Genomic DNA, 22679 nt, shown 5'->3' with positions numbered 1-22679 from the left:
ACGAGCTGCCAACCGCTTGGGATCATCCGTGCACAACCTTTCGTGGTGTCCTCGCTACACCGGATGGTACGCGGGACGGGTCTCGGCATATAGAGGTGGCGCCGCCGGGCCTGCGCCGCGATGTGCGCACTGCCACGCAGCGAGCGCTGATCGCGGTCAGGTGCGGCGCCGCTCGGCGAAGGCCACCCGCAGACCGGCGACGCGCGCCTTGAGCAGGCCGCTGCGGTCCCCGACGTCGCGGACGACCCGCTGCTGCACCCCCTGGAACCGGCGCACCTCGCGGTACACCCGCACCAGCAGGAGCGCCAGCAGCACGAGGGCGGCGGTGAGCAGCACGAGACTGGGTACGTAGGCGTAGGGCACGTGACAACGGTAACCGGCTCAGGTGGACGGGGAGTGACGCGCCCGCTGCAGGGCCGCCTCGGCGCGTCGGCGAACCTGCGCGGCGAGGTCGGCGGGTTCGGCCACCCGGACCTGCCCGCCCAGCCCGAGCAGCAGGCGCACCATCCAGTCCTCGTCGGCGTAGCGCATCCGCACCCGCACCCGGCCCGCGTCGAGCTCGGTCACCTCGTCGACCGGGTAGTACTCGGCGACCCACCGCGCATCCGGTTCGAGTTCCAGGACCGCGGCGGGCTGGCCGGGCACGGGGTGGAACAACCCGCCGGAGACATCGGTGGGTTGCGCGTCCGCCGGGGGTTCGGCGGGTTCGTCGAGCACCTCGGCGGCGTCGACGCGGTCCAGCCGGAACATCCGCACTCCGCCCGCGGAGCGGCACCACGCCTCCAGGTAGTTGTGCCCGTCGAGCAGCAGCAGCCGCATCGGGTCCACGACCCGGTCGCTGACCCGGTCGCGGGAGGCCGTGTAGTAGCGCATGCGCAGCGCCCTACCCTGCGCAGCTGCCTGCTGCACCGCGGAGCGCGCTTGCGGGGTCGATTCCGGTTCGGGCTCCTGCAGGCCGACGACGACCCCGGCCGGATGCGCTTGGCCCGCCGCGTCCTCGACCTTGGCAAGGGCGCGCTGCACCGCGTCGGTGTCGGCAACACCGCTGGTGTCGGCCAGCGCCCGCAGCGCCACCAGCAACGCGGTCGCTTCCGAGGCCGTGAGCTGCAGCGGACGCCGCATTCCGGCGTCGTAGGTCACGGTGATCGTGTCGCTGTCGAAGGACAGGTCGATCAGGTCGCCGGGCCCGTAACCGGGCAGACCGCACATCCACAGCAGCTCCAGGTCGCGGCGCAGCTGCTGCGGCCCGACGCCGAAGTCCGCGGCCGCTTCCTCGATCCGGATGCCAGGTCTGCTGAGCAGGTAGGGCACCAGCGCCAGCAGCCGGGGCAGCCGTTGTCCCGCACTGGTCACGACACCGCACCCCCGCTGCTGCGCAGGGCGTCCAGGTGGATCTCGTGCACCGCCTTGCGCAGCGTGTCCGGGGATAGCACGACCACGTCCGGCCCGTAGCCGGCCAGCCACCCGGCGGCCTGCTCCGGGTAGCGCAGCGGGAGTTCGAGCTCGTCCCCGCGGCACCCGTCGAGCTCGGCCGACCCGATCGCGGCGGCCTTGCGGCGCACCCCGTCCGCGCAGTCGGCGGCGACCCACACCCGCACCGGCGTGCTGGGCGGCGGGTCCTGCGGCTCGCCGGCAACGATGCGCAGCAGGTCGGCGTCCGGAGGGCGCTGCACGGCACCCGCCTCGCCGATCGCCCGCGGCTGGCCGCGCACCCGGGAGACCCGGAAGCACCGGGTCGCCCCGCGGTCCCGGTCGTGCCCGACGACGTACCAGCGGCCGCGCCAGCTGACCACGCCCCACGGTTCCAGCGTGCGCAGCTGCGACTCGGCGCTGCCGGGGCGGCGGTAGTCGAACTGCACGACCCGGCCGTCGCGCACCGCCGTGTGCAGCGGAGCGAACGCCGGCTCCCCGGCGCGGACCTTCGGCTCCACCGCGGCCGGGGCGCTCTCGTCGACGTCGACGCCGGCGGCGCGCAGCTTCACCAGCGCTCCCTGGGCCGCCGAGGTGAGTTCCGGGGCCTCCCACAACCGGGCGGCCAGCGCCACGGCCGCGGCTTCGTCCGGTTCCAGATCGATGTCGCCGAGCTCGTAGTCGCGCCGCGCGATCCGGTACCCGTCGACGAGGTCGAACGCGGACGTGCGACCGACCTCCAGCGGGATGCCCAGATCGCGCAGTTCGGCTTTGTCCCGTTCGAAAGTGCGGAAGAACGCTTCGTCGCTCGGGGTCCCGGCGTAACCGGGCACCGTGGAGCGGATGCGTTCGGCCGTCAGGTACTGGCGGGTGGACAGCAGGCACAGCACCAGATTCACCAAGCGTTCGGCACGCACAGTGGCCACCCGGGAACTGTAGCTCGGCGCATGTCGATCATCAGTTCGGGGGCGGCCCCGCGCCTACAGCGACCCGATGAGCCGCTCCACTCGCTCGTCTACGGCCCGGAACGGGTCCTTGCACAGCACGGTGCGCTGCGCCTGGTCGTTGAGCTTGAGGTGCACCCAGTCGACGGTGAAGTCCCGGCCGGCGCCCTGCGCTGCGGCGATGAAGTCGCCGCGCAGCTTGGCCCGGGTGCTCTGCGGTGGGGTGTCCTTGGCGGCCTCGATCTCGCCGTCCTCGGTGGCCCGGTCGACGAGGTCCTTGCGCTGCAGCATGTCGAACAGCCCGCGCCCCCGCCGGATGTCGTGGTACGACAGGTCCAGCTGCGCGATGCGCGGGCTGGACAGCTCCAGCCCGTGCTTGCTGCGGTAGCGGTCCAGCAGCCGGAGCTTGATGGCCCAGTCGACCTCGCGGTCGATGCCCGAGTAGTCCTGGGTCTCGACCGCCTCCAGCGCACGGCCCCACAGGTCGAGGATGCGGTCGGTCATCGGGTCCGAGCCGCGGCGCGCGACGTGGTCGACGGCGCGGCTGTAGTACTCGCGCTGGATGTCCAGCGCGGAAGCCTCCCGCCCGCCGGCCAGCCGCACCGTGCGCCTGCCGGTCATGTCGTGACTGATCTCCCGGATCGCCCGAATCGGGTTGTCCAGGCTGAAGTCCCGGAACTGCACGCCCTGCTCGACCATTTCCAGCACGAGGTTGGCCGTGCCCACCTTGAGCAGCGTGGTCACCTCGGACATGTTGGAGTCACCGACGATCACGTGCAGCCGCCGGTAGCGCTCCGCGTCGGCGTGCGGTTCGTCCCGGGTGTTGATGATCGGGCGCGAGCGGGTCGTGGCGCTGGAGACGCCTTCCCAGATGTGCTCGGCGCGCTGGGACAGGCAGTACACCGCTCCGCGCGGCGTTTGCAGCACCTTCCCGGCCCCGCAGATGAGCTGGCGGGTCACCAGGAATGGCAGCAGCACGTCGGCGATGCGGGAGAACTCGCCGGACCGGCCCACCAGGTAGTTCTCGTGGCAGCCGTAGGAGTTGCCAGCCGAGTCGGTGTTGTTCTTGAACAGGAAGATGTCGCCGCCGATGCCCTCGTCGGAGAGCCTGCGCTCGGCGTCGACGAGCAGGTCCTCCAGGATCCGCTCCCCTGCCTTGTCGTGCGTGACGAGCTGGGTGAGGTCATCGCACTCGGCCGTGGCGTATTCCGGGTGCGAACCCACGTCGAGGTAGAGCCGAGCGCCGTTGCGCAGGAAGACGTTGGACGAGCGCCCCCACGACACGACGCGTCGGAACAGGTACCTGGCCACCTCGTCCGGGGACAACCGGCGCTGCCCGTGGAACGTGCAGGTGACCCCGAACTCGGTCTCGATGCCGAAGATCCGCCGCTGCATGCCTCCACACTAGGCGCAAAACGCCGTGTTCGATGCTCCGCCGTTCGGGCTCCGGTGCCGTACCGGGCGGTGGCCGATCGACGCGGTGCGTGATCGCGATCCGCAGCGGGTTCCTGCGGTGCAGCGCAACCCCGGTTCTGCCGATCGCGTTCCACCCTCCGGGTGTTCTCCCGCGCCCGGCGCTGCTCCCACGATGTGCGACGGCGGGCGGGAACACGGTCCCGCCCGCCGCAGTACGCTCGTCCGGCAGCGTGTCAGCTCGACGCGCTGCCACCGCCCTCGCCGCCGGAATCCGACGCCGAAGGATCCGCGTCCTCGCCGGAACCGCTCCCGCCCGATGTGGACTCCGCGTTCGGCAGCAACTCCTGCAGCGCCGAGCCCTGGAGCCGGCGGAACGTGCGGTGTTCGCGGGCGCGGTCGAGCACCGCCACCTCCAGCTGCCCGGTGTCCAGTTCCCGATTGCTGTCGCCACCGCTGGACAGCGCCCGGATCGCGACCCGGACCGCCTCGGTGAGATCGAGCCCGTCGGTGAACGATTCCTTGAGGCTGCTGGTGATCGCGTCGGCCTGACCGCCCATCACCACGAACTGCCGCTCGTCCACGATGGAGCCGTCGTAGGTGAGCCGGTAGAGCTGGTCGCCCTCCGGCGCGGCACCGACCTCGGCCACGCAGATCTCCACCTCGAAAGGCTTGATCTGCTCGGTGAAAATGGCGCCGAGGTGCTGAGCGTAGGTGTTGGCCAGCGACCGCCCCGTCACGTCGCGGCGGTCGTAGGAGTAACCGCGCACGTCGGCGATGCGCACCCCGGCCACGCGCAGCGCCTCGAACTCGCTGTAGCGACCGACGGCGGCGAACCCGATCCGGTCGTAGATCTCGGCCACCTTGTGCAGTGTGGGCGAGGGGTTCTCGGCCACGAACAGCACGCCTCCCGCGTACTTGAGCACCACCACGCTGCGCCCCCGGGCGATGCCCTTGCGGGCCAGCTCGGAGCGCTCCCGCATCAGCTGCTCGGGAGAGGTGTAGAACGGCATCGTCACGGCTGTGCACTCCTGGATCGAATCTGCTCGCCGCAGGGCGAGGTGGCTGGATCAGGTGGCGTGGGCTGGGTGGCGGGTCAGCCGCCCGGGTTCTCCATGCGGCCGCTGACCACCCGCGAGGCGATCTCGGCAGCCTGATCCTCGGACCACCGCACTGCGCCGTCCGCGGTGATCGTGACGATCGACGGGTAGATGCGCCGGGTCAGGTCCGGCCCCCCGGTGGCGGTGTCGTCGTCGGCGGCGTCGTAGAGCGCCTCCACAGCCGTGCGCACGGCGCTGTCCGCACCGGCCTCCGGGTCGTAGCGCTTCTTCAGCGCCGATTTGGCGAACAGCGAACCGGAGCCGACCGCGTGGTACCCGCCGGCTTCGGCGTAGCGGCCGCCCGCCACGTCGTAGGACACGATGCGGCCCGCCCGGTCGGTGTCCTCGGCCTCCACATCGAACCCGGTGAACAGCGGGACCACGGCCAGGCCTTGCATCGCGGCCTGCAGGTTGCCGCGCAGCATGGTGGCCAGCTTGTTCGCCTTGCCGTCCAGCGACAGCGGGACGCCTTCGAGCTTCTCGTAGTGTTCGAGTTCGACGGCGTAGAGCCGCACCAGCTCCTGGGCGACACCGGCGGTGCCCGCCACCCCGACGGCCGAGTACGCGTCGGTGACGAACAGCTTCTCCATATCGCGCTGGGCGATCAGGTTGCCCATGGTGGCGCGGCGATCACCGGCGAGCAGAACCCCGCCGCGGAAGGTGACGGCGACGATGGTCGTGCCGTGCGGGGCCTCCACCACCGCGTCCTCCTGCTTCGTGCCGCCGGGCAGCATGTCGGGAGCGGTTTGACGGAGGAAATCGGTGAACGAGGACCCCGGTGCGAGGTACGCGGCGGGCAGGGCCTGACCCGGGAAGCGGGCCGAGCTGGATTCCATCGGCGACATCGTCTCCTGCTCGAACTCTGGGGATGTGGACTGGCGGACCGGATGTGGCACCCGGTCGACGTGCTGGTTTCCCGGTGTCATCCGGGCCCGGCAGCTGCCCCGCAGCGGTGCACCGCACCCACCTCCTGCCTGGTCGTCGCCCCGCCTCGCCGGCGGGACGCGGCAGGTCTCGGTGCCCGGCCGCGCTCGGCCGGGCACCGAGACCGATCTGCACGTTTGCCATCTCCCGCCCACCGGGACCCGTCGACCGGGTCCGGCTGCGCGGCGGGGCTCACCGGGCGCACGAGGCGGACGGGGCCCACCGCGCCGGGCAGCGGGTCACTGACCACCCTTCTGCACGTAGGCGCGCACGAAGTCCTCCGCGTTCTCCTCCAGGACGTCGTCGATCTCGTCCAGGATGGTGTCGACGTCCTCGCCGAGCTTTTCGCGGCGCTCCTGGCCGGCGGCTTCCGGGCCCTGTTCCTCGTCGCCCGAATCGCCGTCACCGTTGCGCTGAGCCTTGTCCTGGGCCATCTCGCCTCCCGGTGGTTGTTCTGCGAGTTCTCCCCGAACTTCGGGGAGGCCCCGCCGTGAACACTACCTATCCGACCACCCGTTCGCCCACGGCCGACCGGGCGCATCGTCGATCTTCGCACCACGCTGACGTGGGCGAAAGATGCCCGTCACGGTTTCTGCGGCCTCCCGGCATGTGGTCACCGGCGCGGGTGAACCACCACCGCGCAACGCGGCCGTCAACCCTTGGTCAGCGAGTCGACGAGCTCCTCGGCGCTGCGCGCCGCGTCCAACAGCTCACCCACGTGCGCCCGGGATCCGCGCATCGGTTCCAGCGTCGGGATGCGCACCAGCGATTCGCGTCCCAGGTCGAAGATGACCGAGTCCCAGGAGGCGGCCGCGACTTCCGACGGGTAGCGCTCCAGGCAGCGCCCGCGGAAGTAGGCGCGGGTGTCCTCCGGCGGTGCCAGCACGGCATCGCGCACGTCCTGCTCGTCGACCAGCCTGCGGATCGCGCCGCGGGTGACCAACCGGTTGTACAGGCCCTTGTCCAGCCGCACGTCGGAGTACTGCAGGTCGATCATGTGCAGCCGCGGCGAGCCCCAGGCCAGGCCGTCGCGCTCCCGGTAGCTCTCCAGCAGCCGCAGTTTCGCGGGCCAGTCCAGCCGGTCGGCGCAATCCATCGGATCACCGCCCAGGGCGTCGAGCACCTCGCCCCAGGTCTGCAGCACCTCGCGGGCCTCGGCCGAACCGCCGCCCTGCGCGTCCAGGTGCGCCGCCGCCCGCTCGTGGTAGGCGCGTTGCAGGTCCAGTCCGGTGAACCGGCGCCCGTCGGCGAGCTCCACGGTCTGCTCCAGGCCCGGGTCGTGGCTGATCAGGTGGATCGCCTGGACCGGGTCGGCGAGCTTGAGGTCGTCGAAGCGCTCGCCTGCCTCGATCATGTCCAGCACCAGCGCGGTGCTGCCCAGTTTCAGGTACGTCGAGGTCTCGGCCAGGTTGGCGTCCCCGACGATGACGTGCAGCCTGCGGTACTTGTCCGCGTCGGCATGCGGTTCGTCGCGGGTGTTGATGATGCCGCGCTTGAGGGTGGTCTCCAGGCCGACCTCGACCTCGATGTAGTCGGCGCGCTGGGACAGCTGGAAGCCGGGCTTCTCCCCCGCCTGGCCGATGCCCACCCGGCCGGAACCGCACACCACCTGCCGGGAGGCGAAGAACGGGGTGAGCCCGCCGATGGCCGCGGTGAACGGCGTGCTGCGCGCCATGAGGTAGTTCTCGTGCGTGCCGTAGCTGGCACCCTTGCCGTCCACGTTGTTCTTGTAGAGCTGGATCGGTGCGGTGCCGGGCACGCTCGCCGCGCGGATCGCGGCCTCCTCCATCACCCGCTCGCCGGCCTTGTCCCAGACGACGGCGTCGCGCGGGTTGGTCACCTCGGGCGCCGAGTACTCCGGATGGGCGTGGTCGACGTAGAGCCGCGCGCCGTTGGTCAGGATGACGTTGGCCGCACCCAGGTCATCACCATCCGATCCGCTGCTCTGCTGGGTGTTCGCGCTCAGGTCGAAGCCCCGGGCATCGCGCAGGGGAGATTCCACCTCGTAGTCCCAGCGCGCTCGGCGCGCTCTCGGAACGTCGGCCGCGGCCGCGTAGGCCAGCACGACGTGCGTGGAGCTCAGCACCGGATTGGCGCTCGAATCGCCGGGCACGACGATGCCGTACTCCACCTCGGTTCCCATGATCCGCCGCATACCCGCAGCCTACGGGTTCGGCGGGTTCGCGCGTGAGTTCCGCGGTGCACCGCAGCCGCGGAGGTTCCCCCGATCGGAGCACCGGCACCGAACGGGCGGCCACCGCGGCGGTGCGAGGATCCCGAGGTGACCGACAGCGAAGAGATCGTGGCGCTCTACGACGCGGCGGGAGCGGTCGTGGGCAGCGCCACACGTTCCCGGATGCGCCGCGAGGGCCTGTGGCACGCGGCCAGTTCCGTCCTGGTGCTGTCCGGCGACCGCGAGCGCGCGTACGTGCACCGGCGCACCGCGACCAAGGACGTCGCCCCCGGCATGCACGACTGCTGGGCGGGCGGGGTGGTGGCCGCGGGCGAGGACCCGGACACCACCGCCGCCCGGGAACTGGCCGAGGAGCTCGGCGTCCGCGGAACCGAACCGCGCTTCCTGTTCCGCACCACCCACGACCTGGACGGCGTGCGCTTCCACGCGTTCCTGTACGAGGCGGTCTGGGACGGGCCGGTGCACCACCAGCCCGAGGAGGTCGCCGCGGGCGGCTGGATGCCCCTGCCGGAGTTGTGGCGGCGGCTACGCGACCCGGAATGGCCGTTCGTGCCGGACGGACGGCAGTTCATCGGCCAGTGGCGGCGATTCCGCGGAGTCTGACCCCGCCGACGTCAGCGCCAGGCCAGGTCCGCGCGCTGACCCCAGTAGGTCGCCGCATCCTGGGCGAGCGGCGCCAGATCGGCCAGATCACCGGCGCTCAGCGCGATCTCGCACCCGGCCAGGTTGGACATCAGCTGCTCCACGCTGGCCGGGCCGATCAACACCACGTCCGCCCACGGCTGGGCGAGCGCGTGCGCCAGCGCCACCGCGTCCGCCGAGACCCCGTGCCGCCCGGCGACCTTGGCCATCGCGGCAGGCGGGTCCACCGCGAGGCGCCCGTTGGCGAGGGTCTCCTTGGCCAGCACCTGCCAGCCACCGGTGTGCGCCTCGGTGAGCGCGCTGCCCACCGAGGGTTCCAGCGAGTTCCAGGTCGACTGCACGGCGCTGAACAGCTGCCGCCCGCCGACTTCGAGCTCCCAGGCCCGCTCGATCGCCGCGCCCTGCTCGGCGCCGCTGGTCGACAGCCCCAGCCGTACCCCGGAATCGCGCAATCGCGCCAATGCGTGCTGCAACGCCAGGTCGTCGAACAGCGGGCTGTCGGCGGTCAGCGAATGCACCTGGTAGAGGTCGACCCGGTCGTCGAGCAGCTCGCTGGTCTCGGCCCACTGGGTGCGCAGCCGCTCCAGCGAGTGCTCCTTGACCTCGTGCACCGCGGTCTCCACCCGCCATTCGGCGACGTAGGCGTAACCCCACTTGCTGGACACCGCGATGTCCTCGTACCCGCGGCTGCGCAGCCACTCGGAAAGGAACTGCTCGGCGCTGCCGTAGGAGCGCGCGGCGTCAAACCAGCGGATCCCGTTGGCATAGGCGGCATCCAGCACCAGGTGGGTGCGTTCGGACATCGCCTCGACGGTGCGCTGAGCCGGCAGGACACCGGTCCGGCCGAGGTTGATGTACGCGGGCCTGCCCAGCGCCGCGAGTCCCAGACCGAGCCTGCGGCGCGGTTGCGGTGCTGCGGTCATGCCCGAAACCTAACCGGTCCCGCCCCCGGGCACAGCCCGGGGCCACGAGCCCGGATGCCACCGCACCCGGCGGACCGGGTCCGCCGGGTGCGGTGTGGACGGTCGTCCTACAGGTACTGGCCGGTGTTGGTGGCCGTGTCGATCGCCCGGCCGGACTCCTGGTTCTTCCCGCTGACCAGCGTGCGGATGTAGACGATCCGCTCGCCCTTCTTGCCGGAGATGCGGGCCCAGTCGTCCGGGTTGGTGGTGTTGGGCAGGTCCTCGTTCTCGGCGAACTCGTCGATGATGGCGTCCTGCAGGTGCTGCACCCGCAGGCCCGGCTGCTGGGTCTCCAGCACCGACTTGATCGCCGCCTTCTTAGCGCGGTCCACGATGTTCTGGATCATCGCGCCAGAGTTGAAGTCCTTGAAGTACAGGACTTCCTTGTCCCCGTTGGCGTAAGTGACCTCCAGGAACCGGTTTTCGTCGCTCTCGGCGTACATCCGCTCCACCGTGGCCTGGATCATCCCGTCCACGCAGGCGGTGCGGTCGCCGGCGAACTCCTTGAGGTCCTCCTCGTGGATGGGGAGCTCGTCGGTGAGGTACTTGGAGAAGATGTCCTTGGCCGACTCGGCGTCCGGACGCTCGATCTTGATCTTCACGTCCAACCGGCCCGGACGCAGGATCGCCGGGTCGATCATGTCCTCCCGGTTGGAGGCGCCGATCACGATCACGTTCTCCAGGCCCTCGACGCCGTCGATCTCGCTGAGCAGCTGGGGAACGATCGTGTTCTCCACATCGGACGAGACGCCGGAACCGCGGGTGCGGAAGATCGAGTCCATCTCGTCGAAGAACACGATCACCGGGGTGCCTTCGGACGCCTTCTCCCGAGCCCGCTGGAAGATGAGCCGGATGTGCCGCTCGGTCTCCCCGACGAACTTGTTCAGCAGCTCGGGGCCCTTGATGTTGAGGAAGTAGGACTTGGCACGCCCGTCCTCATCACCGAGGTCGGAAGCCACCTGCTTGGCCAGCGAATTCGCCACCGCCTTGGCGATGAGCGTCTTGCCGCAACCGGGCGGCCCGTACAGCAGCACGCCCTTGGGCGGCGCCAGCTGGTACTTCACGTAGAGCTCGGAGTGCAGGAACGGCAGCTCCACCGCATCGCGGATCTGCTCGATCTGGCTGCCGAGGCCGCCGACGTCCTCGTAGCGGACGTCCGGCACCTCCTCCAGGACCAGATCCTCGACCTCCGCCTTGGGCACCACGTCGTAGGCGTACCCCGCTTTGCTGTCCACAAGCAGCGAATCGCCCGACTTGAGCCCGGACTCGGCCATCCCCTCGGTCAGCCACACCACGCGTTCCTCGTCGGTGTGCCCGAGGACGAGGGCGCGCGCGATCTGCGCGGAGTCGGCGGGGAGCAGCTCGCGGAACGTGCACACCTCACCGGTCTGCTCGAAGGTGCCCGCCTCGACCACCGTCAGCGCCTCGTTGAGCCGCACCGACTGGCCGAGTTTCAACTCCTCGCCGTCCACGTTGGGGGATACGGCCACCCGCATCCGGCGGCCCGACGTGAACACGTCCACCGTCTCGTCCTCGAAGCGGCGCAGGAAAACACCGTACCCGCTGGGTGGCTGGGCGAGCCGGTCGACTTCTTCGCGCAGCGCGGTCAGCTGTCCCCGCGCTTCCTTCAGCGTCTCGGTGAGTTTGGCGTTCCGTTCGGTGAGCTGGCTCACTCTCTCGGATGCCTCGGCCAGCCGCTTCTCCAGCAACCGGGCCTGTTGGGGCGATTCGTTGAGCCGGCGGCGCAGCAGAGCGACCTCGTCCTCCAGGACGCGGATCTGGTTGCGGAGCTCTGCGTTGTTGCCGTCGCTGAACTGCTCGCCGCCCTCCTCAGGCCGGCTTCCGGGACGGTCGTGCTGCATGTCGGCACCCTCCTCCCGTGCTCGTACCACCACGGTACCGGCGATCACCGACGACGGCGGCGTCGTGAATGCGCGCCGGATCCGCAAGCCTGCCACAAAAAACCGCCAAGACCCACGGATCCGACCGGGTTCGTCCGGCCGATCCGCGGGAATCCCCGCGCGGCCGCACACGGTCTGTTGTTGATCATGGTCCGTTCGATACGTCCGGCGGCCACGCCCGGGGACGCGGTCCGGGCGCGACGAGCACGGGTTTCCCGGGCAGCGACTCGCCCACGCACCCTCCGCGGACATCCGGGTTAACCGATCCGGCAACCGGGTGGGATTCAACCGGCCGTCGAGTGTGTCGCAGACCACTGTCCCGGGATCCGGACGCCGGGTCGCGTCGAGCGTGCCGTTTCGGGCGCGAATGCGCGAAAACCCCACGCGCGGTACGGGCGTCCTGCTCTACTGGCGCGGCCGCGCGCAGCGCGGTGCCGAAGCGAGACGAGGGGGAGATCCTGTGACACAGCCACCGCAGCCGCCCGGACCGGGCGGTTGGGGACCGCAGCAACCCGGCCAGTACCCGCAGGGGCCGCCCCAGCAACCGCAGCAGCCCGGAGGCTGGCAGGGCCCGCCCGGCGGCCAGTACCCGCAGAGCGGACCGCCGCCCGGGCAGTACCCGGGCGGGCAGCAGCCGCACCCGCCGCAGGGCGGATACCCGCCCGGCTTCGACGGGCCGCCGAAGAAGAAGTCCCCGCTGCCCTGGATCCTCGGCGGAGCCGGTGCGCTCGTGGTCGTCGCGGGCGTCGTCATCGCGATCGTGCTGTCCACCGGCGGTGCCGGTGACCCGCGGGAGACCGCCCAGGAGTACACCGACGCGATGAACGCGAAGGACTTCGCGACCGTGGGGCAGATGCACTGCCAGGACGACCAGGACCAGGTGGAGCAGTTCGCGAACCCCGCCAAGTCGTTCGAGGACGAAGGGATGCCGGCGGAACAGGCCCAGGAGCTCGCCGACTCGCTGCAGTTCCAACTGACCCTGGAGAACGTCCGGGAGGAGGGCGGCGAGAAGGCCACCGCCAGCTTCTCCGGCGACATGGCGATGAGCTTCGCCGGGCAGGAACAGACGTTCCCGGTGAACCAGGAGCGCTCGATGATCGTCGAGGACGGCGAGTGGCGCTTCTGCGGCGGGGCCGACATGCAGATGACGCCCTGACCGATGACCAGCGCAGCGGTCCCGTCCGCCTCGCTCCGGACGGGACCGCTCCGCCTCAGCCCTTGCTCGGGCGGCGCTGCTGGCGCGGCGGGGTGACCCCGTCCGCAAGTCGGCGCGCGGTGAGCAGGAACGCGGTGTGCGCGACCATCCGGTGCTCGGGCCGCACCGCCATGCCCACCACGTGCCACGGCCGCAGCACCGTCTCCCACGCCTGTGGTTCGGTCCAGGACTGCTGTTCGCGCAGGGCCTCGGTGACCCGGGACAGCTGGGTCGTGGTGGCCACGTACACCACCAACACTCCTCCGGGAACCAGCTTGGCGTGCACCGTGTCCAGCACGTCCCACGGCGAGAGCATGTCCAGCACCACCCGGTCGACCTGCTCGCCGTCGTAGTCGGCCACATCGCCGAGCCGCAGCTCCCAGTTCTCCGGCACCTCGCCGAAGAAGCGCTGCACATTGCGCTCGGCGTGCTCGGCGTGGTCCTGGCGCGCCTCGTAGGACAGGACGCTGCCCCCGTCGCCGACCGCGCGCAGCAACGAGCAGCTCAGCGCCCCGGAACCGGCCCCGGCCTCCAGCACCCGCGCGCCGGGGCGGATATCGCCCCACATGAGGATCTGCGCGGCGTCCTTGGGATAGATGACCTGCGCCCCGCGCGGCATGGACAGCACGTAGTCGGACAGCAGCGGGCGCAGCGCCAGGAACGAGGTCCCGCCGGCCGAGGTCACCACCGATCCCTCGGGCTCGCCGATGAGGTCGTCGTGCAGCAGCACGCCGCGGTGCGTGTGGTACTCCCCGCCGGTCTGCAGCACGACCGTGTACCGGCGCCCCTTGGGATCGGTCAACTGGACCCGGTCGCCGGGCTGGAACTCACCGCTGACGGTGCTGCTCAACTGCGTCGAACCTCCTGGATAGCTGCGCACGCCCCGGACCGGGGCCGACGCACCATCGTCGCAGAGCGGTCCGGCGACCCGGTCGTCACCCGCGCCGGGCCCGCAGCGCGCTGCGCAGGTCCTCGCGCCGCAGGACACCGCTGGGCCTGCCCTGCTGGTCGATCACCAGGAACTGCCAGGCCAGCACGTCCTGCACCCGCTCGACGACCTCGTCCGGCGGGTCGGTGTCCAGCAGGATGGTCTCCGGGCCGACCGGTTCGGCGGCCCGCTCGGCCGGTTCGTACGGGGTGTGCGTCGCCAGCCGTTCCGCGGAGGTCTGGTCCAGCAGCCCGACCGCGATCCCGTCGGCGCGCACCAACACCACCCCGCGCCCGGCCGCGGCGAGCAGCGCGTCGCCGACCGGGCTCTCCGCGGGCAGCTGCAGCACCGGCCGCACCAGTTCGCCCAGTTCGATCCCGGACGGCCGCCCGCGGCGCTGCTCGGCGGAGCGCTCCGCGCCGGCACCGGCGACGACGAACCACGCCATGAGCAGGCACACGCCCAGCCGCAGCCACTGGTCCTCGGCGTCGTGCAGCAGGCCCAGCATCGCCCAGATCAGCAGGCCCGCGGCCACGCCACCGGCACCGACCACTCCCGCGGTCGTCCCGGCGCCGCGGTGCCCGGACAGCCGCCAGGTCAGCGCGCGCAGCATCCGACCCCCGTCCAGGGGCAGCCCCGGCAGCAGGTTGAACACCGCCACCGCCAGATTGGCCACGCAGGTCTGCGCCACCAGCAGCCAGACCGCGCCGCCCGGGGACAGCGCGAACCAGCCCAGTCCGGTCACCGCGGCCAGCACCACCGACACCGCGGGGCCGGCGGCGGCGACGAGCCCCTCCTGCCCAGGTCGTGCCGGGGTCCGCGAGATCTCCGAGATCCCGCCGAGCAGGAACAACCGGATCCGGCGCACCGGCAGGCCCAGCCGTAGCGCCGCGATGCAGTGCCCCAGCTCGTGCAGCAGGACCGAGCCGGCCAGCAGCACGGTGAACATCGCGGCCAGCAGCGCACTCAGCCACACCCCGGCCTGCGGCAGGATGCGGGCCACCAGCGGGGTGTAGAGCAGCACGATCAGCACCGCACCGACCCACCAGGACGGTGACAGCAGCACCGGGACCCCGGCGATGCGACCCAGCAGCAGTCCCCCGTCGCCGGGTTCGGCGCGGCCGTGCCGCGAGGTGGTCGCCATGCGCGCAGCGTAGCGCCCGAGGTGTGAACCCCACGTCATCCCGGCGGGGGCGGACGCGGGCGGTCTCCGCGGCGCGCGGGCCGCCCAGCTGCACCGAATCGGCCCGCCGGGAACTAGGCTCCGCGCACATGACCGATCCGGCTCCCGCCACCACCGTGCAGGACCGACCGCGGCGGCCCGCCCTGTCGCCCTCGCGCGCGGGCGATTTCAAGCAGTGCCCGCTGCTGTACCGCTTCCGCGCGATCGACCGGCTGCCGGAGGCGCCCACTAAAGCCCAGGTGCGCGGCACGGTCGTGCACTCGGTGCTGGAGCGGCTGTTCGCCCTGCCCGCGGCTGAGCGCGATGCCGACCGCGCGCGCGAGCTACTGGAGCCCGCCTGGGAGGAGCTCAGCGGCGACCAACCGGAACTGGCCGGGCTGTTCGACGGACCGCAGGACCCGGAGTTGGCGCGCTGGCTGGACTCCGGCAGGGCGCTGCTGGACTCGTACTTCCAGCTGGAGGACCCGAGCCGGTTCGAACCGGAGTCCTGCGAACTGCGGGTGGAGGCCGAACTCGACTCCGGCGTGCTGCTGCGCGGGTTCATCGACCGGGTGGACGTGGCGCCGACCGGCGAGATCCGGCTGGTGGACTACAAGACCGGCGCGGCGCCGCGGGAGATCGGCGAGGCGAAGGCCCTGTTCCAGATGAAGTTCTACGCGCTGGTGCTGTGGCGCACGCGCGGGACGGTACCGCACCGGTTGCAGCTGATGTACCTCCGCGACGGGCAGTCGCTGGCCTACGCGCCGGACGAGGCCGAGCTGCGCCGCTTCGAGCGCACCCTGGACGCGATCTGGCAGGCGATCCTGCGGGCCGGGCGCACCGGTGATTTCCGGCCCAATCCCGGCAAGCTGTGCAACTGGTGCGACCACCAGGCGCACTGCCCGGCTTTCGGCGGCACGCCACCGCCCTACCCGGGATGGCCGGAACCGGACCCCGCTCCGGAAAGCACCCCGGACCGGACCGACTAACGTGCTTCCCACGCGGCGGCAGCCGCTTCCACGGGGCACGCAACCGGCACCGCCCAGCAAGCCCTCCCGGTTCCTGACCCGGACCGCCGGCCGGGACGTGCGCTGACGTCTCGCCGGCGGTCCGCGGTTCAGTCGTCGTAGGGGTCGAAGTTCGCGGCGGTGCCGAAGTCCCCGGCTTGGCTGGAGTCGACGACCGCGAACCGCGCCCCGGTCGGATCGCGCAGCACCGCGGCCCGCCCGATGCTGGAGTCGTACGGGTCCACCCGCACCCGCCCGCCCTGGGCGATGGCGCGGCGCACCAGCTCATCGGTCCCGACGGTCTCGCCGCAGCCCAGGTAGAGCAGCCAGTGCGGTGCGCTGCTCTCGGTGATGAAGTCGCGGATCATGCTGACCCGCGCGAGCACCGACTCGTCCCCCAGGTACCAGACCGAGTAGTCGGAGCGGTTCTCCCAGCCGAACTGCTCGGACTCGTAGCCGAACAGCTCCTGGAAGAACACGTCGGCGGTCTGCGCCTTGATGGTGACCAGTTCGGCCCACATCAGCGTGCCCGGCAGTCCGACGTCGAACTGCCAGGACTCCGCGGGCTGCAGCAGCCCGAACTCGGCGTCCGACGGCCCGGTGAGCACGGCTTTGGTACCCAGGCCCGGGACCCGGCTGACCGGCCCGGTGCACACCCCGCCCAGTTCCGCGGCCTGCTCGACGGCCGCGGCGCAGTCGGCGGTGGCCAGGTAGAGCCGCCAACCGGAATGCTCACCGGACGCGGCCCGCAGGCTGGCCACCGGGAAACCGTGCCGGGACGCGATCACGTGCTGCCCGGCGGCATCGTCCTGGTGGACCTGGTACTCCCAGTCGAACAGTCCGGAGTAGAAGTCCTGGGCGCGCTCCAGGTCGGTGGTGATCAGCTCGATCCAGCACGGCATCCCGGCGACCAGCTCCCACTGCGGCGGAGTCGATCCAGGGACGACAACAGCCATCTCGTTCACCCCCAGCGGCGTGTTCATGATCGTTTTCGCATCCCATTATCCGCGCCGGGGCTGACACTTTGGGGTGGAACGGTCACAAATCCGCAGCAGATCGACCGCTGTTTCCGGAGGAAAGCGGCGTACCGGGCGGCATTCCCCGCCGCACCGGCAGCACCGCCGTCACAGTCGGCAGGCGCGGATGTCCGAGGACAGGATCGCCTTGGCGCCGACCGCGGCCAGCTCGTCCATGATCGCCGGGGCCTGCTTGCGGGAGACCATCGCGCGCACCGCCACCCACCGCTCGTCGGCCAGCGGCGACATCGTGGGCGACTCCAGGCCCGGGGTCATCGCGCTGGCCTCGTCGAGCAGCTCGCGCGGGCAGTTGTAGTCCAGCATCACGTACTGCTGGGCGAACACCACGCCCTGCAACCGGGCGATCAGCTGCGCCTTGGCGGTGTCCTCCGGCGAGCCGTGCCGCTCGACCACCACGGCCTCCGAACGGCAGATCGCGTCACCGAAGGCGACCAGGCCGTGCTGGCGCAGCGTGCGGCCGGAACCGACCACGTCGGCGATCGCGTCGGCCACCCCGAGCTGGATGGAGATCTCCACCGCCCCGTCCAGCCGGATCACCTCGGCCTGCACCCCGTAGCGCGCCAGGTCGTCGGCGACGAGCTTCGGGTACGAGGTGGCGATGCGCTTGCCCGCCAGGTCCGTGACGTGCCACGGGTTCGGCCCGGCCGGAGCGGCGTAGCGGAACGTGGAGCCGCCGAAACCCAGCGCGAGGCATTCGGCGACCGGGGCGCCCGAATCGTTGGCCAGATCGCGCCCGGTGATGCCCAGGTCGAGCTCGCCGGACCCGATGTAGGTGGCGATGTCCTTGGGCCGCAGGAAGAAGAACTCGACGTCGTTGGTCGTGTCCAGCACGGTCAGGTCCCGCTGCTCATGGCGCTGCCGGTACCCGGCTTCCGCGAGCATGTCGGATGCGGAACCGGCCAGCGTGCCCTTGTTGGGCACAGCCACACGCAGCATGGAACTTGATCTCCTCGTTCATCGATCGGTTCGGCGGCCCGCGCGGCCGCCCGGCTCGGCGGCGGTCCGGAGTCCGGGGCCGCGGGGCCGTCACAGGTGCCGGTAGACGTCCTCCAGCGACAGCCCGCGAGCGAGCATGATCACCTGAGCCCGGTAGAGCAACTGGGATATCTCCTCGGCGAGCTCCTCGTCGGACTCGTGCTCCGCGGCCAACCAGACCTCACCGGCTTCTTCGAGGACCTTCTTGCCCTGCGCATGCACCCCGGCGTCCAGCGCGGCCACCGTCGAGGACCCCTCGGGCCGCTGATCGGCGCGCTCCTGCAGTTCGGCGAACAGTGCATCGAAGGTCTTCACGACCGCGATCCTTTCATCCCAGCTCATCGCCGACGATGCCGGTGCCCGCTCGGCCCGCTGCCGGGCGGGCGCCTGCCAGCAGCGCGCCGAGCGCGGTGAAGTCCACGTCCAGCAGCGAGCTGCGCAGCACCCGCTGCGGCCCCTCCTCCAGCGCCACCTCGCACGGCACCGCCAGCACGGTGCATCCGGCCGCTTCGGCGGAGGCCACACCGGTCGGCGAGTCCTCCAGGGCCAGGCAGTCCGCCGGGTCGACCCGCAGCATCCGAGCGGCGCGCAGGTAGGGCTCCGGGTCCGGCTTGTTCTTGCCGCCGACCTCGTCACCGCACACCGTGGCGTCGAACGACCCGCGCCCGAGCGTGTCCAGGGCGATTTCGGTGAGCGAGCGGATCGTCGAGGTGACCAGCGCGCTGCGCAGCCCCTGCGCGCGCACCGCGCGCAGCGCCTCGGCGGCGCCCGGCCGCCACGGCAGGCCGTCGGCGAACAGCTCGGTCATCCGGCCGGCCACCCATCGGGAGGCGTGGTCGAGCTCCTCCGCCGTGCCGGGTGCGCCGATCTCGTCGAGCACGATGAGCATGCTGCGGGTCATGTTCGAGCCGACCATGTTCGCCCGGGTCGACTCGCGGATCGCACCCCCGCGGTGCGCGGCGTAGTCGTCCATCGCGACGGTCCACAGCTTCTCCGAGTCGACGAGCGTGCCGTCCATGTCGAACAGCACGGCTGCGGGATTGCCGTCGCGAGTCATCGAGCGGGATTCTCCAGTCCACCGGGAGCGGGCATCGTCGCGTTCCAGTACAGCACCGGTCCGCAGGCCCGCCCCAGCGAACGTGTCCGATGCCTCGATTCAGATGATCGGACCTGCGGCCCCGCCGTCGGCGACCGCGTGACGCAGACCACCGATTTCTGCTGAACGGAAGGATCCAGCGGCCCGTGCGCTGCGGTTCGGCCGCCCGCGAACGGGTGCGGGCGGGATGTCGGACGCCCAGGTACCGGCCGCGTCGTAGGCTGGCGCAGTGACCGATCGCGACACCACCGCCACCGGACAAGCCGGCACCGAACTCCCGAGGCTGACCGACCCGATCGTCGTGGCTTCCTTCGAGGGCTGGAACGACGCGGGCGACGCGGCCAGCTCCGCGATCGAACACCTGCAGCTGACCTGGGACGCGACCCCGCTCAGCGAGATCGACCCGGACCCCTACTACGACTTCCAGGTCTCGCGACCCACGGTCAAGCTCGTCGACGGCGTCACCCGCGAGGTCAGCTGGCCGACGACCCGGCTGACCGCCTGCCGCCCGACCGGGTTCGAGCGCGACATCGTGCTGGTGCACGGCATCGAACCGAACATGCGCTGGCGGGCGTTCTGCGGTGAGCTGCTCGACCTGGTCGAACGGGTCGGCGCCCGCACCGTGGTGACCCTCGGTGCCCTGCTGGCCGACTCCCCGCACACCAGACCGGTACCGGTGACCGGCTCGGCCTACGACGCCGAATCGGCCTCCCGGTTCGGCTTGGAACGCTCCCGCTACGAGGGCCCGACCGGCATCGTGGGGATCTTCCAGGACGCCTGCGTGCAGGCGGGCATCCCCGCCATCTCGTTCTGGGCGGCCGTGCCGCACTACGTCTCGCAACCACCATCGCCCAAGGCCACGCTGGCGCTGCTGCACCGCGTGGAGGAGGCGCTCGATGTGGAGGTCCCGCTGGGCAACCTGCCCGAGCAGGCCGAGGAGTGGGAGCAGACGGTCAGCGAGATGGCCGAGGAGGACGAGGACGTGCGCAACTACGTGCGCGCCCTCGAAGAGCGCGGGGATGCCGAGGTCAACCTCACCGAGACCTCGGGCGATGCCATCGCGGCCGAGTTCGAGCGTTACCTGCGCCGCCGCGGCCCGGGCGGCAAGGGCCCGACCGGGCCGGGACCGGGCTGAGGAGTCCCGCGGGCGCGGGGCACCACCCGGCGGCGCGCCCCGCCCGCGGCCTCAGCCGGCGGCGAGCTCGGCCAGGCAGCTTCGCGCCGTCCGGGTCGAGGAACCACGCACCGCGGTCGGCCGGATCGTCGAAGGCGTCGGCGAAGCGGTTGCGGATCGGCGCGCGCTCGGCGGCCGCGGTGAACAGCTCCACCACGTGCGGAGGCGCGGGCTGCAGCGCGGCGTTCATCCACGCCGTCACGTGCTGCGCGCAGTTCCAGAAGCGCTCGAAGGCCTGCCGCATCCACCGCTCGTCGAACCGCTCGACCCCGCGCCGCAGGAGGTTGTCCACATAGGACTCAGCGCACTTGCTCGCGCTGTTGGACCCTGGCCGGTGATGGGGTCGTTGGTCACCACGACGTCGCCCACACCCAAGCACCGTGCGCCCGGAGGGCAGGTGCGCGACGGGTTCGCGCACCACCGGGGTGACCGATCCGGACAGCACCGCCAGCGGATCGGTTTTCATCCAATGTGGACACATCCGCGGTGTCGTAGTGCACGGTTCCGCCGCGCTCCTCGAACAATTCCCACCACCCGGCCATCTTCACCCGCTGGTCGACCGACCGCGCTCCGGGACAGCTCGCCGAACAGCACAGCGCCCGCCGGTCCACCGCGTTCGGGGACCGACGGGCGCCGGAACGACACCGGGTTCAGAGCTGCACGCCGAGCAGCGCGTCCACCGCGTCGCGGATCAGGCCGGGGGCGGACTCGTCGGCGTCGGCGCCGCCGAGCGCGGCATCGACCCACTCGTCGACGGCGCGCAGCGCACCCGCGCTGTCCAGGTCGTCAGCCAACCGTTCGCGCACCTGCTGCACCACCGGCGCCGCATCGGGGCCGGCCGGCGCCTGCGCGGCCTGCCGCCACCGGTCCAGTCGGGCCGCACCCCGGGTCAGCACGTCGGCGGTCCAGGACCGTTCGGCGCGGTAGTGGCCGTCCAGCAGTCCCAGCCGGATCGCCATCGGATCCACCCGGTCGCCGCGCAGCCGGGAGACGAACACCAGGTTGCCCTTCGACTTCGACATCTTGGCGCCGTCCAACCCGATCATGCCGGCGTGGCAGTAGTGCGCGGCGAACGGGAACTCGCCGGTGAGCGCCTCGGCGTGCGCGGCGCTGTACTCGTGGTGCGGGAAGATCAGGTCCGAACCGCCGCCCTGCACGTCGAAGCCGAACCCGAGCTTGTTCAGCGCGATCACCGAGCACTCCAGGTGCCAACCGGGCCTGCCCGCGCCGAGCTCGGAGTCCCAGGACGGCTCCCCCTCGCGGGCGGCGCGCCACAGCAGCGCGTCCAGCGGGTGCTCCTTGCCAGGCCGGTCCGGGTCGCCGCCGCGCTCGGCGAACAGCTCGCGCATCGTCTCGTCGGCGTAGTTCGACTCGTAGCCGAAGCGCCCGGTGGCCTGGTGGCGGAAGTAGATGTCCGGGTGCTCGTCGTCCACCCGGTAGGCGGCACCGGCGGCGAGGAGCTTGGACACCGCCTCCACGATCTCCGGGATCGACTCGACCGCACCGACGAAGTCGCGCGGCGGCAACACCCGCAGCGCGGCCATGTCCTCGCGGAACAGCGCCGTCTCGCGCATGCCCAGCACGATCCAGTCCTCGCCGTCGCGCTCGGCCCGCTCCAGCAGCGGGTCGTCGATGTCGGTCACGTTCTGCACGTAGTGCACCTCGTGCCCGTTGTCCAGCCATAACCGGTGGACCAGATCGAACGCCAGGTAGGTGGCCGCGTGGCCGAGGTGCGTGGCGTCGTACGGGGTAATCCCGCACACGTACATGCTCGCCACGCTCCCGGGCCGGCTGGGACGTACCTCACCGGCGGAGGTGTCGAACAGGTGCAGGGGGCGAGGGGTGCCCGGCACCTCGGGCACGGGGACCGACGACCAGGGTTGCATGCCCCCGACCTTAATCGCCCGAGCCGCGGCGCCGCCGCTCCCGCGGTGACCGGACGCGCCACATCCCGCGCGGTGCCCGGCTGCGCACGGTCGGCGATTCCCGACCCCACCCGGAAATCTTCCGGCGCGGCTCGTGCGCCCCACGCGTCACACTCCCCGCGCCGGGCCGCCGGGTTGGTGCAATCCTCGTTCGTGCAAGCGGAATCCTGCGAGCAGGAGGCTCCTGAGCAGCCGGCGAGCGGGAACGCCGAACGGGTCCGACGCACCAGGATCACGAAAAAATCTTCACTCGTCGGGTGGAAGTCGGCACTGCGGCGAGCGGGCGGGTCCGCAGCGGACCCCGGCTGGGACCGCGCAGCGGTCCGGTCCCCGGGATGTCCCGGCGGGCGTACGAGCAGCTGGAGGCGATCGGTGACTTCGGTACGTGTGGAAGGGCTCTACAAGGTCTTCGGGCCGCGTCCGGCCGACGTCGTCGACCGGCTGCGCGGTGGTGCCGACCAGGACGAGGTGCGCGCGGCGGGCGCGACGGCCGCGGTCGTGGACGCCTCGTTCACGGTGCGCAGCGGGGAGACGTTCGTCGTGATGGGCCTGTCCGGTTCGGGCAAGTCCACCCTGATCCGCACCATCAACGGACTGCTGACCCCCACGGCCGGGCGGGTGTTCGCCGACGAGGACGAGATCACCTCGATGTCACCCGCGGGGTTGCGCGCGATGCGCCAGCAGACGATG

At 71.4% G+C, this 22679-nt stretch carries 22 protein-coding genes; 5 read left to right on the top strand and 17 right to left on the bottom strand.

Annotated elements, in window-relative coordinates; translation table 11 throughout:
* Positions 1-156: 156 nt before the first annotated feature.
* From IQ251_RS03680 to dop, 8 genes are all read right to left on the bottom strand, one after another.
* On the bottom strand, positions 157-363 hold the full coding sequence (locus tag IQ251_RS03680; RefSeq protein WP_193926999.1) for a bacteriophage holin: 207 nt from the start codon (positions 361-363) through the stop codon (positions 157-159).
* 18 nt (positions 364-381) lie between these two features.
* Positions 382-1353 carry a helix-turn-helix transcriptional regulator gene (locus IQ251_RS03675; protein ID WP_193926998.1) on the bottom strand — a complete coding sequence of 324 codons (972 nt, stop codon included), beginning with the start codon at positions 1351-1353 and terminating at the stop codon, positions 382-384.
* Entirely contained in the window at positions 1350-2336 is a 987-nt protein-coding gene (locus IQ251_RS03670; protein ID WP_193926997.1) for a helix-turn-helix transcriptional regulator, read from the bottom strand. The genes IQ251_RS03675 and IQ251_RS03670 overlap by 4 nt, the downstream gene beginning before the upstream one ends.
* Before the next feature lie 54 nt (positions 2337-2390).
* A complete protein-coding gene (gene pafA, locus IQ251_RS03665) occupies positions 2391-3749 on the bottom strand; it encodes a Pup--protein ligase (RefSeq protein ID WP_193926996.1) in 1359 nt (452 codons plus the stop codon).
* 254 nt (positions 3750-4003) lie between these two features.
* Positions 4004-4786 (bottom strand): proteasome subunit alpha, encoded by a 783-nt coding sequence (prcA, locus tag IQ251_RS03660; RefSeq protein ID WP_193926995.1) that lies wholly within the window; start codon positions 4784-4786, stop codon positions 4004-4006.
* Positions 4787-4863: 77 nt separating this feature from the next.
* Entirely contained in the window at positions 4864-5703 is an 840-nt protein-coding gene (prcB, locus tag IQ251_RS03655) for a proteasome subunit beta (RefSeq protein WP_193926994.1), read from the bottom strand.
* Between the two features lie 327 nt (positions 5704-6030).
* Positions 6031-6225: a ubiquitin-like protein Pup gene (locus tag IQ251_RS03650; RefSeq protein WP_193926993.1), complete on the bottom strand. Its 195-nt coding sequence runs from the start codon at positions 6223-6225 to the stop codon at positions 6031-6033.
* Between the two features lie 218 nt (positions 6226-6443).
* Positions 6444-7946 carry a depupylase/deamidase Dop gene (dop, locus tag IQ251_RS03645; protein ID WP_193926992.1) on the bottom strand — a complete coding sequence of 501 codons (1503 nt, stop codon included), beginning with the start codon at positions 7944-7946 and terminating at the stop codon, positions 6444-6446.
* A 126-nt stretch (positions 7947-8072) separates the two neighbouring features.
* On the opposite strand from dop, the gene IQ251_RS03640 reads away from it, so the two are divergent.
* Positions 8073-8588, top strand: a complete 516-nt coding sequence (locus tag IQ251_RS03640; protein ID WP_370591184.1) for an NUDIX hydrolase — start codon at positions 8073-8075, stop codon at positions 8586-8588.
* 11 nt (positions 8589-8599) lie between these two features.
* Here the strand turns inward: IQ251_RS03640 and IQ251_RS03635 are convergent, their stop codons facing one another.
* Together IQ251_RS03635 and arc are read right to left on the bottom strand one after the other, a co-directional pair.
* The gene (locus tag IQ251_RS03635; protein ID WP_193926991.1) at positions 8600-9550 is read right to left on the bottom strand and encodes an aldo/keto reductase; all 951 of its coding nucleotides are present in this window, start codon (positions 9548-9550) and stop codon (positions 8600-8602) included.
* 107 nt (positions 9551-9657) lie between these two features.
* A complete protein-coding gene (gene arc / locus IQ251_RS03630; protein ID WP_193926990.1) occupies positions 9658-11451 on the bottom strand; it encodes a proteasome ATPase in 1794 nt (597 codons plus the stop codon).
* A 499-nt stretch (positions 11452-11950) separates the two neighbouring features.
* Between arc and IQ251_RS03625 the strand changes: the two genes are divergently transcribed.
* Positions 11951-12646, top strand: a complete 696-nt coding sequence (locus IQ251_RS03625; RefSeq protein WP_193926989.1) for an Rv0361 family membrane protein — start codon at positions 11951-11953, stop codon at positions 12644-12646.
* 55 nt (positions 12647-12701) lie between these two features.
* On the opposite strand, the gene IQ251_RS03620 is transcribed toward IQ251_RS03625, so the two are convergent.
* On the bottom strand, positions 12702-13535 hold the full coding sequence (locus IQ251_RS03620; RefSeq protein ID WP_193926988.1) for a tRNA (adenine-N1)-methyltransferase: 834 nt from the start codon (positions 13533-13535) through the stop codon (positions 12702-12704).
* Positions 13536-13620: 85 nt separating this feature from the next.
* Positions 13621-14757 (bottom strand): site-2 protease family protein, encoded by a 1137-nt coding sequence (locus IQ251_RS03615; RefSeq protein WP_193926987.1) that lies wholly within the window; start codon positions 14755-14757, stop codon positions 13621-13623.
* 128 nt (positions 14758-14885) lie between these two features.
* Between IQ251_RS03615 and IQ251_RS03610 the strand changes: the two genes are divergently transcribed.
* Positions 14886-15764: a RecB family exonuclease gene (locus tag IQ251_RS03610; protein WP_193926986.1), complete on the top strand. Its 879-nt coding sequence runs from the start codon at positions 14886-14888 to the stop codon at positions 15762-15764.
* Between the two features lie 128 nt (positions 15765-15892).
* On the opposite strand, the gene IQ251_RS03605 is transcribed toward IQ251_RS03610, so the two are convergent.
* The 4 genes from IQ251_RS03605 to IQ251_RS03590 form a co-directional block, all read right to left on the bottom strand.
* Positions 15893-16738 (bottom strand): VOC family protein, encoded by an 846-nt coding sequence (locus tag IQ251_RS03605; RefSeq protein ID WP_193926985.1) that lies wholly within the window; start codon positions 16736-16738, stop codon positions 15893-15895.
* 168 nt (positions 16739-16906) lie between these two features.
* Positions 16907-17755 carry an ATP phosphoribosyltransferase gene (gene hisG, locus IQ251_RS03600; RefSeq protein WP_193926984.1) on the bottom strand — a complete coding sequence of 283 codons (849 nt, stop codon included), beginning with the start codon at positions 17753-17755 and terminating at the stop codon, positions 16907-16909.
* A gap of 90 nt (positions 17756-17845) precedes the next feature.
* Positions 17846-18109, bottom strand: a complete 264-nt coding sequence (locus IQ251_RS03595) for a phosphoribosyl-ATP diphosphatase (protein WP_193926983.1) — start codon at positions 18107-18109, stop codon at positions 17846-17848.
* Between the two features lie 13 nt (positions 18110-18122).
* Positions 18123-18851 (bottom strand): HAD family hydrolase, encoded by a 729-nt coding sequence (locus IQ251_RS03590; protein ID WP_193926982.1) that lies wholly within the window; start codon positions 18849-18851, stop codon positions 18123-18125.
* A 268-nt stretch (positions 18852-19119) separates the two neighbouring features.
* Between IQ251_RS03590 and IQ251_RS03585 the strand changes: the two genes are divergently transcribed.
* Complete coding sequence (locus IQ251_RS03585) at positions 19120-20025, top strand: PAC2 family protein (RefSeq protein WP_370591183.1); 906 nt, start codon at positions 19120-19122, stop codon at positions 20023-20025.
* Between the two features lie 689 nt (positions 20026-20714).
* Here the strand turns inward: IQ251_RS03585 and mshC are convergent.
* Entirely contained in the window at positions 20715-21950 is a 1236-nt protein-coding gene (mshC, locus tag IQ251_RS03580) for a cysteine--1-D-myo-inosityl 2-amino-2-deoxy-alpha-D-glucopyranoside ligase (protein WP_193926981.1), read from the bottom strand.
* Positions 21951-22361: 411 nt separating this feature from the next.
* Here mshC and IQ251_RS03575 point away from each other — a divergent pair.
* The coding region (locus IQ251_RS03575) for an ATP-binding cassette domain-containing protein (protein ID WP_193926980.1) at positions 22362-22679 on the top strand (318 nt) is incomplete at its 3' end.

Origin of the sequence: Saccharopolyspora montiporae (assembly GCF_015209505.1) — a bacterium.
In the GTDB taxonomy this organism is placed as follows: Bacteria; Actinomycetota; Actinomycetes; order Mycobacteriales; family Pseudonocardiaceae; genus Saccharopolyspora; species Saccharopolyspora montiporae.
The sequence above is the reverse complement of the archived record's forward strand: the minus strand, read 5'-3'. Positions and strand labels throughout refer to the sequence as shown.

Bases quoted from the DNA above. Each gene is read 5' to 3' on its own strand.
- pafA (WP_193926996.1), bottom strand. From the start codon at position 3,749: ATGCAGCGGCGGATCTTCGGCATCGAGACCGAGTTCGGGGTCACCTGC.
- prcB (WP_193926994.1), bottom strand. From the start codon at position 5,703: ATGGAATCCAGCTCGGCCCGCTTCCCGGGTCAGGCCCTGCCCGCCGCG.
- IQ251_RS03650 (WP_193926993.1), bottom strand. From the start codon at position 6,225: ATGGCCCAGGACAAGGCTCAGCGCAACGGTGACGGCGATTCGGGCGAC.
- dop (WP_193926992.1), bottom strand. From the start codon at position 7,946: ATGCGGCGGATCATGGGAACCGAGGTGGAGTACGGCATCGTCGTGCCC.
- IQ251_RS03635 (WP_193926991.1), bottom strand. From the start codon at position 9,550: ATGACCGCAGCACCGCAACCGCGCCGCAGGCTCGGTCTGGGACTCGCG.
- arc (WP_193926990.1), bottom strand. From the start codon at position 11,451: ATGCAGCACGACCGTCCCGGAAGCCGGCCTGAGGAGGGCGGCGAGCAG.
- IQ251_RS03615 (WP_193926987.1), bottom strand. From the start codon at position 14,757: ATGGCGACCACCTCGCGGCACGGCCGCGCCGAACCCGGCGACGGGGGA.
- IQ251_RS03610 (WP_193926986.1), top strand. From the start codon at position 14,886: ATGACCGATCCGGCTCCCGCCACCACCGTGCAGGACCGACCGCGGCGG.
- IQ251_RS03605 (WP_193926985.1), bottom strand. From the start codon at position 16,738: ATGGCTGTTGTCGTCCCTGGATCGACTCCGCCGCAGTGGGAGCTGGTC.
- hisG (WP_193926984.1), bottom strand. From the start codon at position 17,755: ATGCTGCGTGTGGCTGTGCCCAACAAGGGCACGCTGGCCGGTTCCGCA.
- IQ251_RS03590 (WP_193926982.1), bottom strand. From the start codon at position 18,851: ATGACTCGCGACGGCAATCCCGCAGCCGTGCTGTTCGACATGGACGGC.
- mshC (WP_193926981.1), bottom strand. From the start codon at position 21,950: ATGCAACCCTGGTCGTCGGTCCCCGTGCCCGAGGTGCCGGGCACCCCT.